We start from the raw sequence: 14706 nt of genomic DNA, 5'->3' as shown, positions 1-14706 counted from the left end.
GGCCACTGCTGATCAGGTGGTGGCCGCGATCCTCGCCGGTGCTGGAGCACGGATCGATGCCCGGGCCTATTCGACGCGCGGGATCGCGGAGATGACCGGGCTGAGCCAGCCGATCGTCAGCCGTGCCGTCTCCCGCTTCACACCCTTTGCACAGTCGCGCGCTGAGGAGTCCCGGTCTGCGCTGCGCCTGGAGGCCTGCGCTGTCGGGTTCCCGCTGGCCGTCATCACCGCCAGCCGGCTTTCGCGCTCAGCCCGCATCTCCACCCGCGGGCCCCGGGCTCGATCGCGGCGGGCGGCCAGTGTGACCGCCGGGATGCACGCGGCAGGGCTGGCCGCCTGGGCCCGCCGCCCGGCAGCCGAATCCCGGTTCGGGCCCGTCACCCGGGCGCTCACCGCCGCTGCCGAGGCGCCTGCCGACCGCGTTCTCATCTTCGACCCGCTCGCCGTTGTGGCGGGCGACGACAGCCACCTCTCGCCAGCGGCATGGCGGGATGCCGAGATCGCACACATCACCGACCTGGAGGAGTTCAGCGCCCGGCTGCGAGCACTGCTGGCCGACTGCGCCGACGTGCCCGGCGACCTGCTCGATGCCCTGGCCCAGCAGGTCACCCGCGGCCTGGAAGGTCTCGCCTGGATCGCCGGAACCAGGCCAGCAGATCACAAGAGTTCTGAATCGAAAGACCGGGTTTCTGGCGCTGGCGATGCTGCTGGTCTGCCGGCTCCGAATGTGTCGGCCTGGCTGCCGCGCGAACAGCCCTCCCTGACCGAGCAGCTCGCCCTCGCACTGCGCGAGGAGATCATCGACTCCGGTTACACCGTCGGTGACCGGATCCGCCCAGCCCAGCTGGCCTCCCGCCTTGGGATCGGCAGAGCGGCTGTCGACGTGCCGCTGCGGCGCATGGTCGATGACGAGCTGCTCGACGGCTCGCATGGTGATGTGCGCATCCCAGTCATCACCTCACGCGATGTGCTCGACGTCTACGCCAGCCGGCAGGCACTGGGCATCGTGCTGCTGCGCAATCTGGCCACCCGCCCGCGCCGCGACCTTGTGCCCGTCCGGCATGCCCTCGACCGGATCCCGGCCGTCGCCCGGCTCGGACTGCGCACCGGGCTCAGCGTCGGCGATGCCGATCTGCGCTTCCAGCAGGAATTCGCCCGCGCAGCAGGACTCGCCCAGACCGCCCGCACCTTCGAAGCGCTCATCCTCCGGCTGCGGCTCTACATCTCGGTGCTGCGCGTCGACTACTCACCGGCCGCACGGCGCATCATCTACGACAACACCCGCATCGTCGAGGCCCTCGAACGCGGGGACGCAGACTCAGCGATCGACGCCTGGCGCGGCAAACTCGACAACGCCGTCAGACACATGGCCGGAATGGTCCAGCACCGCAGCTTCGACATCGGCCTGTGGGCGCGGCTGACGGGCTGACGGCTGATGAGACGCCGGCCACATTCGCTGGCACAATGGCTACGGTGATCGCCAGCGACCCGGCAGGCAAGCCGGAGGACGGAGCAGAGATGAGCCCAGAGACCAACGGCGGTGACGCTGTGCTGTGGACGCCGCCGCGTGAGCGGGTGGAAGCCAGCCGAATGTATGACTACCAGCGGTGGCTGGCACGCGCCCGCGGAGTCGAGACCCGCGGCTACCGGCAGCTGCACGACTGGTCGGTGCGTGAGCTCGACGCGTTCTGGGACAGCATCTGGGAGTACTTCGACGTCATCGGCGACCGCGGCGACGGCCCCGTGCGCACAGGGACGAAGATGCCCGACGTCACCTGGTTCGCCGGAGCATCGTGCAACTACGCCGAGAACATCTTCCGCCGCGTGCACACCCGCCCGGACGTTGAGGCGCTGGTCGGGCTGCATGAGGATGAGCGCCGCGAGTCGTTGACCTGGCGCGAGCTCGCCGGACGCGTCGGGGCGCTGGCCGCCTGGCTGCGCGAACACGACGTGAAGCCAGGCGACACCGTGTGTGCGGTGCTGCCGAACATCCCGCAGGCCGTCGAGGCGATGCTCGCCTGCGCGACCGTCGGCGCTGTGTGGTCGGTCGTCGGCCCGGACTTCGGGCTCACGGGCATTGCCGATCGCTTCGCCCAGCTGGAGGCGAAGGTCCTCATCACCGTCGACGGATACCTCTTCAACGGCAAGCACCTCGACATGCGCTCGATCGTGCCCGATCTGCGTCAGGCGCTGCCGAGCATCGAACACCACATCCTCATCGACCAGCTCGGTGACGAGCTCGAAGCCCGTGAGCTGGCCGAGGGGACCACACTGCACTCGGCGATCGTCGCGGACCCGGTCGATCCGGTCTTCGAGCCCGTCGACTTCTCCCACCCACTGTGGGTGCTGTACTCCTCGGGCACGACGGGTAAGCCGAAGGGCATCGTCCACGGCCATGGCGGAGTGACGATCGAAGCGCTCAAGGCCAACGCGCTGCAGTACGACTTCACTCCAGATGATCGCTGCTATATGGCAGTGGCGACGACGTGGGTGGTGTGGAACCTGCTCGTCAACATCATGACCGTCGGAGCGACGATCATCACCTATGACGGGTCCCCCGTCGCCGGTGTGCCGGACAAGCAGTTCGAGATCCTCGAACGCGAACGCGCCACCTCATTCGGCACCGGGGCGGCGATCCTCACCCTCGTGCAGAAATCGGGGCTGTCACCGGCAGCCCGCTACAACCTCTCCGCTCTGCGCAAGATCCTCTCGACCGGATCTCCGCTTCCGGAGAGCACCTGGGACTGGATCTACCAGCACGTCCACGACGACATCCACCTGGGATCCGACTCCGGCGGCACCGACATCGCCTCCGGGTTCATCGGCTCGAACCCGTATGACCCGGTGGTCCGTGGGCACCTGCAAGGCGCCTACCTCGGCGTCGACGCGCAGGCCTTCGACTCCCATGGCCAGCCGGTCATCGGTGAGCTCGGCGAGTTCGTCGTCACGCAGCCGATGCCTTCGATGCCGGTGTTCTTCTGGAACGACCCGGACGGCAGCCGTTACCGCGAGGCCTACTTCGACGCGTTCCCCGGAGTGTGGCGCCACGGTGACTGGGTCACCCACTTCGACGACGGCAGCTTCATCATCCACGGCCGTTCGGACTCGACGATCAACCGCGGTGGCATCCGGATGGGCTCAGCCGACATCTGCCAGGTCGTCGATGCCGTCGACGGCGTGCAGTCCTCGATGGTCATCGGTGCTGAGCTGGGTGACGGTGACTATTACATGCCGCTGTTCGTCGTCCCGGCGGTAGGACACACGCTGACCGATGAACTGCGTGCCACGATCGTGACAGCCATCCGCGAGCAGATCTCCCCGCGCTACGTGCCCGACGAGATCATCGAAGCCCCAGCCGTGCCGACAACCCGCACCGGCAAGGTGATGGAAGTGCCGATCAAGCGGATCTTCCAGGGCGCTGCTCCTGAGTCGATCAACCGGGCGACCGCGGCCGAACCGCAGGTGCTCGACTGGTATATCGAACGAGCCTCTGCGTTCGCCCGCGATCGCCGCTGAGATCAGTCCTCGCGTTTCAGCCCGCGAGCGACCGTGATCGCTGCGATGCCGCAGCCGAGCAGGAGCAGCGCCGAGCCGAGTGCTGCGCCGGTGCCGACCGGGCCGGTGCGCGGCAGCTCATCTGAGGTGGGCGCCTCCGCGTGCGGCCGCGTCGTCGGTGGCGGCGGGGGTGCCGCGGTGCGGTGTTCGGGACTGTCCTCAGGTGGCGTCGTCGGTGCCGGTGGGGGAGGAGTCGTGGAGCTCGGCGGCTGCGTTTCTGCCGGCTGCGTCTGCGTCGGCGGTGCCTGCGTCTCAGGAGGCTCCTGGGTTTCAGGTGGGGCGGTCGTCTCAGGTGCCGGCGTCGTCTCCTGCGGGGGTTCCTGCGTCGGAGGCGGTTCGGTGGCAGGCGGTGATTCGATCGGCGGGACGGTGACGATCGGCGGTGTCATGGGTGGAATCGGGGGAGCGGGTTCGATGGTGTGCTCGGCGCTGGCCGATGCCGTCGTCGGCTCACCGGCGGTCACGATGCTCTGCACGCGTGCAGCCGGTTCGCCTGTCTGCGGGTCGATCGGGTCGTAGACGATGACATCGGTGGCCGGCAGTCCGGTCGCGGTGACCGTGACGGCCACCGGTTCGGTGCTCCCGCGGTCGGGCCGGACACTGAAGATCAGTGGTTCGGCAGCCGAACGCAGCTCGGTCTCCTCGACTGCTCCGCCGGAGACCTCGACCGTCAGCGGAATGTCATCAAGCGTCTCGCCTGAGGCGGACACCACGCTGACCCGAGCCTGAAGCGGACGGTATAAGGGACTGCTGCCGGCCTCGGCCGGTTCACCTGCCGGGTCGGTCGCCGGCTGCGGGGTCGCCGGTCCGTCGAGAGCCAGCTCATCGCCTTCCCCTAGGCTCAGCTCCACCCGGTAGGGTCCCGCCAGGTCAGCGGCGTCCTTCGTGATGTGCGCATACGCCTCGGCCGCCTCTGCGAACTCCGCGCCGAGCTCACCTGGTTCGGCGGGCGCGATCGCATGATCGTGCTCGAGGTTCTCATCGAGCCGGGCGATGGCCGCCAGCGCCGCCTGGATCCCCGCGTCATCAGCCGAGCTGTGGGCTGAGAGCGCCCACGCCGTCTCCGCAGACGCCAAAGTCTGCCCGTCGGCCTGTGTGAAGTACTGCGGATACGGCGACTTCAACCCGGCGTCGATGCAGTAGGCCGCCGCGTGGGACAGCGAACTGCCCGGCAGGGAGAAGTATGCGCCGTACCAGGTGCGCCCGGCAGGAGCGTGATGCCACAGACCAGGTCCATACATGCCGGCATTCGTGCTGCGGTAGCGCTTCGGCTGCGGGCCGCCGTCGAGTCCGACGTCCGGGCGCAGGTCCGGCGGACCTGACAGGGCAGGCGGCTCTTCACCTCCGGCCAGGCCGGCAGCCAGCACAGGTGGCGCGGCGGCCACCGGGCCGATGGCAGCCAGAACGGATACGGTCGTCACTGCGGCGGCCCGGCGCAGCTGCCGGGCGGGAATGCTCACTCGTCTCATGCGCCCAGTCCAGCGGTCGCCAGCCCACGACAGAACACCTCGGGCACGGCTGTGGACACACGCCCACCATCCACAGCCGCCGCAGCGCGCGAGAGCAGGGCCTCCCCGAGTTCGGAGGCAGCGTGGACGGGGAGTAAACTGCGTGATGATCCTCCAATTTATCAGCGGCGTGCCCCACAGGGCGGCCTGACCTTACGATCCGAGGGATTTCATTGACTTATACGAAGGAAAGCGCCGACGTCGTCCTTATCGGCGGCGGCATCATGAGCGCCACGCTGGCGACGCTGCTGGCCGAGCTCCAGCCGGAGTGGGATGTCCGCGTCTACGAGCGCCTCGACTACGTCGCCCGCGAAAGCTCGGACCCGTGGAACAACGCCGGCACCGGCCACGCCGCGCTGTGCGAGCTCAACTACTCGCCGGCCGATGCCAACGGCGACGTCGACATCACCAAAGCGATCAACATCAATGAGCAGTTCCACGTCTCACGCCAGTTCTGGTCGCACCTCGTCGACGAGGGCGTGCTCACCGATCCCTCCACCTTCATCAACCAGGTCCCGCACATCTCCTACGGCCGCGGCGAGAAGGGCCGCGACTACATCCGCACCCGCTACGAGACGATGGTGCGCAACCCGCTGTTCAAGGAGATGGAGTACACCGACGACCCGTCCGTGCAGGCCGAGTGGCTGCCGCTCATGTTCGAGAACCGCGGACCCGGCCAGGTCAACGCGCTGTCGAAGTTCGACACCGGCACCGACGTCGACTTCGGCTCGCTGTCGCGCCAGCTGCTCACCCACGCTGGTACGAAGAACGCCCAGATCCTGACCGGCCACGAGGTCTCCGACCTCAACCGCACCGCCGAGGGCTGGCGCGTGCACGTGAAGAACACGACCGCCGGTGAGACCTTCGCCGTCGATGCGAAGTTCGTGTTCATCGGCGCCGGCGGCGGTGCCCTGCACCTGCTGCAGCGCTCCGGCATCGCCGAGGGCCACGGCTACGGCGGCTTCCCGGTCTCCGGCCTGTTCCTGCGCACCTCGAACCCCGAGCTCGTCGCCCGCCACCACGCCAAGGTCTACGGCCAGGCCGCCTTCGGCGCCCCGCCGATGTCGGTTCCGCACCTCGACACCCGCGTCGTGCAGGGCAAGGAATACCTCATGTTCGGCCCATACGCCGGCTTCACCCCGAAGTTCCTCAAGAAGGGCCGGTTCACCGACCTGCCGTTCTCAGTGCGCGGCAACAACCTGCCGGTTATGCTCAACGTCGCTAAGGACAACTTCGACCTCGTCAGCTACCTGCTCGGCGAGCTCGCCTCGACGAAGAAGAAGCGCTACGAGGCGCTCGCCGACTTCACCCCTGAGGTCAACCCGGCCGACTGGGAGTTCATCACCGCCGGCCAGCGGGTTCAGGTCATGAAGAAGGACAAGGACAAGGGCGGCGTGCTCGGCTTCGGCACCGAGCTCATCTCCGCGGCAGACGGCTCGCTGGCTGCCCTGCTCGGTGCCTCACCGGGCGCCTCGACGGCCGCGCCGATCATGTTCAACCTGCTCAAGAAATGCTTCCCGCGCCAATACGACGGCTGGGAGGCACGCCTGAAGGACATGGTGCCCTCGCTCGGCCGCCAGCTGCACGAGGACGAGGCGCTGCTCGACGAACTGTCCGAGTACACCGCCCGCACCCTGCAGATCACCCCGCGCGAGAACCGCGACCTGGACTGAAGTTCAAGCTGATGGAGGCCGCCGGGCATCGTGTCCGGCGGCCTTCGCCGTGCCCGAGGCGGTGGTTCAGTTCCAGCACAGATCGCCTGTGGCTTCAGTTGAGGCGGATGTGGCAGAGTGTGCCGCATCTGCCACACGAGGTGACCGGCGGTGTCCGTGTGCGTGCGTAGACTGAGGTGACACCGCCACCATTGACCACTTGCGATACGGACTGAGAGGGCGCAGCACATGTCTGACCCGCGTTACCCCGGCCCCCAGGGTCAGCCTCACCAGCGACCCCCGCACGGCCAGCCCTTCCCGCAGCAGGGCCACCCCTACCCGCAGCAGGGCCAGCCCTTCCCGCAGCAGGGGCCGCCGCAGCAGGGCCCGGCGCACGACCGGTTCCGCCCCCAGCCGCAGCCCGGCCCGCACGGGTCCGGTCCGGCACATCAGCAGCCGGGACCGCACGGCCATCCGCACGGCCGGCCCTTCCCGCCCCAGCAGCCTGCGCCGCACGGTCAGCCGATCGGCCCCGGCGGCTACGGCCAGCCGGAGCAGCGCGCCTACGCGCAGCCGCGGTTCTCCCCGACGGTGACCCAGGAGATGCGCATGCGCGCGCAGCTCCAGCCGCGCATCGGCGGGCCTGCCGAACAGCCGTGGGTCACGCAGGCGATCCAGCGCCAGCCCCAGCTGGCCAACCCGACCGAGGGCGCTGATCTCGCCCGCACCATCGTGAGCATCGGGCTTGTCGGACTGCTCGGCATCGGGCTGCTCCTCATCCTCGGGTTCAGCGCCGTCCTGCTGCCGGCCGGACCGATCGTCATCCTGCTGGCGGCGATCCCGCTGCTGTTCATCATGCTCATGGTGTGGTGGTTCGACCGCTGGAAGCCGCAGCCCATCCTGCTGCTCGTCGCCTGCCTGCTGTGGGGTGCCGTCGCCTCGATCATCATGACGCTCGTCGCCCAGGTCATCGGCATCACCGCCCTGGCCCTGGCCGGCATCGACGCATCCGGCGACGTGCTCGGCGCAGTCGTCTTCGCGCCGCTGTTCGAGGAGTCGACGAAGGGCGTCTTCCTCGTCGTCATCGTCCTCGCCGCCCGCAAGTACTTCGAAGGACCCCTCGACGGCTGGGTCTACGGTTCCCTCATCGGTGCCGGCTTCGCCTTCACCGAGAACCTGCTCTACCTCTCCTCATCCTTCGAAGAGGCCGCCCTCGGAGGCCTCGCGATGACTTTCGTCATGCGCGGGGTGATGAGCCCGCTGCTGCACTCGACCTTCGTCATCTGCCACGGCCTGTCCATCGGCTTCGCCGCCCGCCGCGGCCAGTGGTGGCTCGTCGTGCTCATGTGGTTCCCCGGCCTCATCGCCGGCATGTTCCTCCACGCACTGTGGAACGGCACCGCCACCATCGTCGGCTCGCTGGGCCTCCTCAGCCTCGTGATCATGGTCGGCCTCTCAGCCATCATGTCCGGCTTCTGGCTCGGCAGCGGACTGCTGCTGCGCCGCAACGAGTCGATCCACACCCGCCAGTCGCTCGGCGACTACGCCAACGCCGGCTGGCTGACCCACGGTGAGGTCGACATGCTCGGCACCTGGAAGGGCCGCCGCGCCGGCAAGCGCTGGGCCAACCAGTACCCCGGCGCCCTGCCGGAGATGCGCCGCCTCATCCGCAAGTCCGCCGACCTCGCCAGCATCCGCACCCGCGTGCTCGCCGGCGTCGGCGGGGAGAAGGAGCGGGAGGTCGAGAAGTACGAGCTCGACCAGTTCGTCAAGATCCGCACGAACATGATGCGCCGCGTCCAGCAGCCCCAGGGCTTCAACCCGGCAATGCGCAGGTAACCCCACTCGTGGCCGCTGTCGACGTCGTCATCGTCCTGCTCGCCATCGGCGCGCTGCTGCTCGGCTGGAGCCGCGGTTTCCTCGTCGGTGCCTCGACGCTCGTCGGCTTCATCCTCGGTCTCGTGCTCGGCCGGCTGCTCGCCGGCCCAGTCGCCGAGCTGCTGGTGAGCACGGACATCGTTCACGACCGCAATCACCCCGCCGCCGAGGTGCTGTTTCCGCTGCTCCTGGCCGTCGCCTGCTCGGTCGGTCTCGGTCTGCTCGGTGCGTACCTGCGCACGAAGCTCACGAGCCCCAGCGGCCGCGGTCTCGACGCCACCGGCGGGGCGCTTTCGAGCATCATCGCCACCCTGCTCGTCATCTGGCTGGCCGCCGGCTGGATCCGCACCACCCCGTTCCTGCAGCCCAACCGGTGGGTCGCCGATTCAGCGATCGTCGCCGCGATGGACCGGATGCTGCCGATCACCTCGACCGAGGCGCTCGGCACACTCGGCACCGCCTTAGCCGACAACGGATTCCCGCAGGTCTTCGAAGGCCAGCGCGAACGCATCCGCGGGGTCGGCGAACCGAACCCGGCGATGGTCGACGTCGGCCGGCAAGTCGACGGATCCGTCGTCAAAGTCGTGACCTCACACACCGAATGCGGCCGCCTGCAGGAGGGCACCGGCTGGGTCTACGGCGACGGGCTCGTCGCCACGAACGCCCACGTCGTCGCCGGCGCACAGTCGCTGACCGTGCAGATCGCCGGCACTGGCGAACCGTACAACGCCGAAGTCGTCGCCTTCGACCCCGGCACCGATGCGGCAGTCCTGCGGGTGCCCGACCTGCCGGCACCGGCGCTGGAACTCGGCTCCGACCTCGGCGCCGGGGCAGACTCGGTGCTCGTCGGATTCCCGGAGAACGGGCCGTACACAATCTCGCCGGCGCGCGTGCGCGAGCAACTCTCGGCCCGCGGCCTCGACATCTACAACGAGGACAGCGTCACCCGCGACATCTACTCGGTGCGCGGGATCGTGCGTTCAGGCAACTCCGGCGGCCCGCTGCTCGACGCCGAGGGCCGGGTCGTGGGGATGGTGTTCGCCCGCTCGGCGACTGAGGCGGAGACCGGCTATGCGCTCACCCTCGATGAGATCGATGGGATCCTGCGCCGCGGCCAGCAGGCAACTGCCCCGGTGAGTACCGATCGGTGCGCCGAGCAGGTCCCGCAGCATCAGCAGCAGACGCAGACCGGCTGAGCGCTCAGCTCGCTGGGACGTCGAGGTAGCTGATGATCGCCCGGTGATCGCTCGTACCGCGATTGAGCACACGATCACCGACCGGGTCGAGACCGCGCACAAGCACATGATCCAGGCGCACGACCGGGAACACGCTCGGCCAGGTGAACCCGAACCCGCCGCCGACAGCCTCACGGGCGTCGACGAGTTCGGAGCTGAGCTCCTTGAAGTAGCGGTCGGAGTTCGCGGAGTTGAAGTCACCGGCGACGATGACCCGCTGGGCGTCATCAGACTTGATCCGCTCGGCCAGCTCGTTCAGCGCCGAATTGCGCAGGGACTCCTGGCCCGGGCGCACCGAGGGCATGTGCACCGAGTACAGGCGCACGTTGCCCTTGTCGGTCTTGAGGGTGGTGGCGATCGCGCGCGGCCACTGCATGCCGAGGTCGATCTCCTCGGGCTTCGTCATCGGCCAGCGCGACCAGAGCCCGATCGTGTCGGTGACCGCGGTGTGCTCGAAGGCGGAGTCGAGCTGCTTCTTGATGATCTTGCCCGACAGCGACTCGATCTCCTGGATGGCCACGACATCCGGGTCGTGGTTGATGAGGTTCTGCGCGGTGGCTGTGGGCTGCGGCATCCGCGCGCCGACGTTCTGGCTGGCGACGACGATATCGGCATCATCCGGGGTGTCGGCCGGGCGCAGGTACGGGTAGAACATACCGCCCCATACGAGCGCGGGGATGAGCACGCCGAAAATGCCGAAGACGGAGAACCGGATGAGTGCGGCGATGAGCAGCAGGACGAGCAGCACCCACGCCCACGGCAGCAGGGATTCGACGATGAGCGCGATCCCGCGGGTCGTCGGGATGAGGGTATGCATCGCGAGCAGGGCGGCCAGCAGCAGCCCCACTACGAAGACGACAATGCCCTTGCCGGGCGAAGACTGACGTTTCTGCATCGGTTGAACTATAGGCCGTCAAGCTGATTGAACGCTTAAGGACACCCTGGTGAGACGGCCCGGGCAGGGGACTCACAGCAAGGTCTCACAGCACCCTCGGCAAGGCCCCCATGCCGGGCCTTCTCACCGGCGCCGAGGCGGTGGTCACCGGGAGGCGGTCGCCTTCCAGACGGTGACGTCGGGGTGGGCATCGTAGCGGTAACCGGCCCCGCGGATCGTGCGCACGATCGAGGAGAAGGCGCCGAGCCGATTGCGCAGCCGGCGGATGTGCACGTCGACGGTGCGCTCGTCGGGCCGCTCGGGGCTCTCGCCCCACAGCGCGGTGATGAGATCGCCGCGTGAGAGCGTCGAACCGGCGGCCGAGACGAGCGTGGCGAGCAGGTCGAACTCCTTGGTCGTCACTGCCGCCAGCTGTCCGTCGACGGTGACTTCCCGGCGCGGGATGTCGATGCGCACCCGGGTTTCGGCCTGCGGGGCGAGCTCCTCGCGCAGCTGGGGTGGGCGCACGCGGGCCGGTACGCGGGAGCGCACTGGGCCGTGCCGTCCGGCCGGGTTGCCGGTGGCTGCCGGCGAGCCGGTCGCCACTGCCCGCACGGCGTCGAGATCGCGGTCCGGTCCGTCGGGGGCCAGGGCGATGACGGTCTGCGCTTCGGCCTGCGGGGAGAGCTCGCGGATGTGCTCCTGCAGCGACTGGGCGATGGCGGTGAGGTTGGTGCCGTCTTCGGCTGCCTTGTCCTCATCGAGGCCGATGTAGACGATGATGCCGCGGGCCGGCTTATGGGCCGGGGCTTCGCTGGTCTGGCGGCTGCGGCCGTCCGGGCCGAAGACGCGGGGCGCAGTGGCGGGATCAACGGAGGTCAATCGGGCTCCCTGGCGGCGTGTGGCCGCGGCGCTGCGCGGGTGGAAGGGAAGGGCTGAAACAGTCATGGTCGAAGTCCTTGGGCGTGAGCAGTGGAATCAGGCGCATCGTGCTTCACGTCCGCGGCCCATGCCTGTCGTCACCGCAGGCCGCGGACGCAGCGCATCATGACGATGGCGCTGCGCGCGAGGCGGTGACAGGGTGAACGGTGCATGGCTGTCATTATTCTTCACAGATTTCGCGCAACGCAATCGGCGGGTGCGGATCTGAGACTTCTATGACGTTTTATGACAATCTCTGGCCAGTTATGTGCCGACAGTGAGCCGCTGTCCTCGTGTTTCCGGCCGGCCTGCGGGCGGGCCAAGATCAGCGTGAGGCCACCTCAGGGGCGCAGCCCGCTGACCAGGATGAACGCGCCAATGAGCGTTTCGTGCTGAATCGACGCATCTGGATTCAGCACGAAACGCACATGATCAGCCCGGATCGTGTGCGTTTCGTGTAGAAACCACGCCTCCGGATTCAGCACTGAACGCGCATCGGAGCTGAAGAGGCCCCTCGCACCGGCTCAGACGACGCCGTACATGCGGTCGCCGGCATCGCCGAGACCGGGCACGATGTAGCCCTTCTCGTTGAGCTTCTCGTCCAGGGCCGCGGTGTGGACGGTGACATTTGCGATGCCCTCGTAGCGCTCCTCGATGTGGCGCACGCCTTCCGGGGCGCTGACGAGGCAGATCGCAGTGACGTCGGAGACGCCGCGCTCGAGCAGGAAGTCGATCGCCATCGCCAGGGTGCCGCCGGTGGCCAGCATCGGGTCGATGACGAAGACCTGCCGGTCGCGCAGGTCGCTGGGCAGCCGGTTGGCGTAGGCGTGGGCTTCGAGGGTCTCCTCATCGCGCACGAGCCCGAGGAACCCGACCTCAGCGGTCGGCAGCATCTTGAGCATCCCATCGAGCATGCCGAGACCGGCGCGCAGGATCGGCACGACCACGGGCCTGGGGGAGGAGAGCTTGGTGCCGGTCATCGGGCAGACGGGAGTGTTGATCTCCTTGTCGACGACCCGGATGTTGCGGGTGGCCTCGTAGGCCAGCAGTGCAACGAGCTCTTCGGTCAGTCCGCGGAAGCGACCGGGATCGGTGCGCTCGTCGCGCAGCACGGTGAGCTTATGGGCGATGAGCGGGTGATCTGCGATATGGAGCTCCATGCCCCTGAATCTACCGGATCGAGACGGCCTGCGGTCACCCGGTGAGATGTGGATCTTCTGCATCCGGGCAGAGGCTGGTCTGCCGAGCCGGCATCGGACAGAATGGAGACATGGCTTATTTCACCGAGATCCTCGCCGAGGGCGCGGACGGATACCGGCCCCTCGACCTCGACATGCGTGATGCGGCAACGCTGGACGATCTCATCGACATGATGCGTAGCGCCGGTGAGGACGGCGAGGCGATCGCCGTCATTGAGCATGAAGACGAGTGGTTCGGACTCGTCCGGCTGCTCGCCGATGACGAGGTGCGGGTGTTCATCTCCGATATCGCTGCCGCTGAGGAGAGCCCGTACGCCGACATCTTCGCCGACTACCTCGATTCCGGCCCGTCGACACTCGATGACTCCGAGCATTTCGACGCCGGCCCCGAGCATGACGGCGATGACGATGATGCCGAGGACGAGGCCGAAGTCGGCATGTTCGAACCCGAAGCCGATGCCGTCTGGGGCGGAGACGCAGACATCTACGCAGATCGCGATGTCACCGCCGATGAGCTGATGGAGCAGGTCAGCCGCTATCAGTCCGACCCGGCGCGTGTCGTCGCCCACATCGGAGAGAAGGCCGGCTTCGCCGATGCCCTCGGCTCAGCCGGCTGACCGCGGCGGCATCGCCCACCCGGCGGTCTACCGGGAATGGATGGGCGCTGCCCTCGACGCCGCCGCCCGCACCGATGCCAGCGCCGATGTCCCGATCGGCGCCGTTGTCATCGACGCTGCCGGCACGATCATCGGCACCGGCTTCAACGAGCGCGAAGCGCTGCATGACCCGACTGCCCACGCTGAGGTGCAGGCGCTGCGCGAAGCCGGCCGGCACCTCGGGAGCTGGCGGCTGACCGGCGCCACCCTCGTCGTGACTTTGGAGCCGTGCGTCATGTGCGCCGGTGCCGCGGTTGCTGCCCGCGTCGAGCGGATCGTCTTCGGCGCCTATGACGACAAGGCCGGTGCCTGCGGTTCGGTGTGGGATGTCGCCCGGGACCGGGCGAGCCTGCACGTGCCCGAGGTGGTGGGCGGGGTGTGTGCCGATGAGTGCGCCGCCGGGCTGGTCGAGTTCTTCGCCTCCCGCCGCTGATTTGGTGACGCCCGGGCACCCGTTGTAGAGTATTCCGCGGTAGCGTGTCCGAGCGGCCGAAGGTGCAACACTCGAAATGTTGTGTACGGCAACCCCGTACCGTGGGTTCAAATCCCACCGCTACCGCGCATGACACATGAGCCCTGACCAGCGAGAACATTGCAGGTCAGGGCTCATGTCATTCCCGCCCGGGGCAGGCGGATCACCGTTCAGTTCGGGCGCATGATGAGGTGCTGGGCACCGGTGTCGAAGGTTTCATGCGAGACGATCGAGAAGCTCTGCCCATCAAGCCCATCGGTCCACTTCTGCTCACCTGACACGACGACCGGATCGATGAGCAGATTGAGCTCGTCGACCAGCCCAGCTGTCAGCAGCCCGCGCAACGTGGCGAGGCTGCCGGACATCCCGATCCAGTTCGGTGTGCGCTCCTTGAGCGCCTTGACCTCGGCCATGCTGGAGAGCACCTGCGTGTTCTCCCACGGCGAGGACTCCAGCGTCGTCGAGAGCACGTACTTGGGGATCCGGTTGATGAACTCGGCGAAGGGGTCCTCGGCCTGCGGCCAGTACGCAGCCCACGCATCATGGAGCACCCGGCCCATGAGGTAGCCGTCGCAGCGCATGATGTGCGCATCGACGGCCTTGCCCATCGCGGTGTCGAAGTACGGCCCATGCCAGCGGTCGGGGTGCTCGGCTGACCCGTCGAGTGTCGTGAAGAGATTGACGGCTAGTTGTCCCATCTGGGTCCTCTCTGCTCAGCCTGTTAACCGGCGGCTCTGCCGGTGGTGGACTGCGGTG

General features: G+C 68.0%; 12 protein-coding genes and 1 tRNA gene. 8 read left to right on the top strand and 5 right to left on the bottom strand.

Translation table 11 applies throughout. From position 1 onward, the window contains the following. Together M3C25_RS02065 and M3C25_RS02060 are read left to right on the top strand one after the other, a co-directional pair. Positions 1 to 1429, top strand: a 1429-nt coding sequence (locus tag M3C25_RS02065; protein WP_259854772.1) for a GntR family transcriptional regulator, incomplete at its 5' end; no start/stop codon positions are given. A 35-nt stretch (positions 1430 to 1464) separates the two neighbouring features. Beyond that, positions 1465 to 3516, top strand: coding sequence for an acetoacetate--CoA ligase (locus M3C25_RS02060; protein ID WP_259854770.1), 2052 nt, complete (start codon positions 1465 to 1467; stop codon positions 3514 to 3516). 2 nt (positions 3517 to 3518) lie between these two features. On the opposite strand, the gene M3C25_RS02055 is transcribed toward M3C25_RS02060, so the two are convergent. After that, the gene (locus M3C25_RS02055; protein WP_259854769.1) at positions 3519 to 5015 is read right to left on the bottom strand and encodes a hypothetical protein; all 1497 of its coding nucleotides are present in this window, start codon (positions 5013 to 5015) and stop codon (positions 3519 to 3521) included. A 221-nt stretch (positions 5016 to 5236) separates the two neighbouring features. On the opposite strand from M3C25_RS02055, the gene M3C25_RS02050 reads away from it, so the two are divergent. The 3 genes from M3C25_RS02050 to M3C25_RS02040 all read left to right on the top strand — a co-directional run bounded on the left by M3C25_RS02050 (position 5237) and on the right by M3C25_RS02040 (position 9789). Next, positions 5237 to 6736 carry a malate:quinone oxidoreductase gene (locus tag M3C25_RS02050; RefSeq protein ID WP_259854767.1) on the top strand — a complete coding sequence of 500 codons (1500 nt, stop codon included), beginning with the start codon at positions 5237 to 5239 and terminating at the stop codon, positions 6734 to 6736. A gap of 228 nt (positions 6737 to 6964) precedes the next feature. Then, positions 6965 to 8554 (top strand): PrsW family glutamic-type intramembrane protease, encoded by a 1590-nt coding sequence (locus tag M3C25_RS02045; protein ID WP_259854766.1) that lies wholly within the window; start codon positions 6965 to 6967, stop codon positions 8552 to 8554. Positions 8555 to 8562: 8 nt separating this feature from the next. Next, positions 8563 to 9789 (top strand): MarP family serine protease, encoded by a 1227-nt coding sequence (locus M3C25_RS02040; protein WP_259854764.1) that lies wholly within the window; start codon positions 8563 to 8565, stop codon positions 9787 to 9789. A 4-nt stretch (positions 9790 to 9793) separates the two neighbouring features. Here the strand turns inward: M3C25_RS02040 and M3C25_RS02035 are convergent, their stop codons facing one another. From M3C25_RS02035 to upp, 3 genes are all read right to left on the bottom strand, one after another. Then, complete coding sequence (locus M3C25_RS02035; protein ID WP_259854762.1) at positions 9794 to 10723, bottom strand: endonuclease/exonuclease/phosphatase family protein; 930 nt, start codon at positions 10721 to 10723, stop codon at positions 9794 to 9796. Between the two features lie 144 nt (positions 10724 to 10867). Beyond that, positions 10868 to 11650, bottom strand: coding sequence for a winged helix family transcriptional regulator (locus M3C25_RS02030; RefSeq protein WP_102161091.1), 783 nt, complete (start codon positions 11648 to 11650; stop codon positions 10868 to 10870). Between the two features lie 497 nt (positions 11651 to 12147). Next, positions 12148 to 12783 (bottom strand): uracil phosphoribosyltransferase, encoded by a 636-nt coding sequence (gene upp, locus M3C25_RS02025; RefSeq protein WP_102161094.1) that lies wholly within the window; start codon positions 12781 to 12783, stop codon positions 12148 to 12150. A gap of 110 nt (positions 12784 to 12893) precedes the next feature. On the opposite strand from upp, the gene M3C25_RS02020 reads away from it, so the two are divergent. The 3 genes from M3C25_RS02020 (at position 12894) to M3C25_RS02010 (ending at position 14037) form a co-directional block, all read left to right on the top strand. Further along, complete coding sequence (locus M3C25_RS02020; RefSeq protein ID WP_102161095.1) at positions 12894 to 13439, top strand: tRNA adenosine deaminase-associated protein; 546 nt, start codon at positions 12894 to 12896, stop codon at positions 13437 to 13439. A 40-nt stretch (positions 13440 to 13479) separates the two neighbouring features. Then, on the top strand, positions 13480 to 13911 hold the full coding sequence (tadA, locus tag M3C25_RS02015) for a tRNA adenosine(34) deaminase TadA (protein WP_170273515.1): 432 nt from the start codon (positions 13480 to 13482) through the stop codon (positions 13909 to 13911). Positions 13912 to 13949: 38 nt separating this feature from the next. Then, positions 13950 to 14037: transfer RNA gene (locus M3C25_RS02010), tRNA-Ser, on the top strand. A gap of 83 nt (positions 14038 to 14120) precedes the next feature. Here M3C25_RS02010 and M3C25_RS02005 read toward each other — a convergent pair. Beyond that, positions 14121 to 14648, bottom strand: coding sequence for a dihydrofolate reductase family protein (locus tag M3C25_RS02005; RefSeq protein WP_259833080.1), 528 nt, complete (start codon positions 14646 to 14648; stop codon positions 14121 to 14123). Positions 14649 to 14706 lie beyond the last annotated feature (58 nt).

It is taken from the genome of Brevibacterium luteolum, assembly GCF_025147615.1.
Taxonomy (GTDB): Bacteria; Actinomycetota; Actinomycetes; order Actinomycetales; family Brevibacteriaceae; genus Brevibacterium; species Brevibacterium luteolum.
This window is presented reverse-complemented; position numbering and strand designations above follow the sequence as displayed.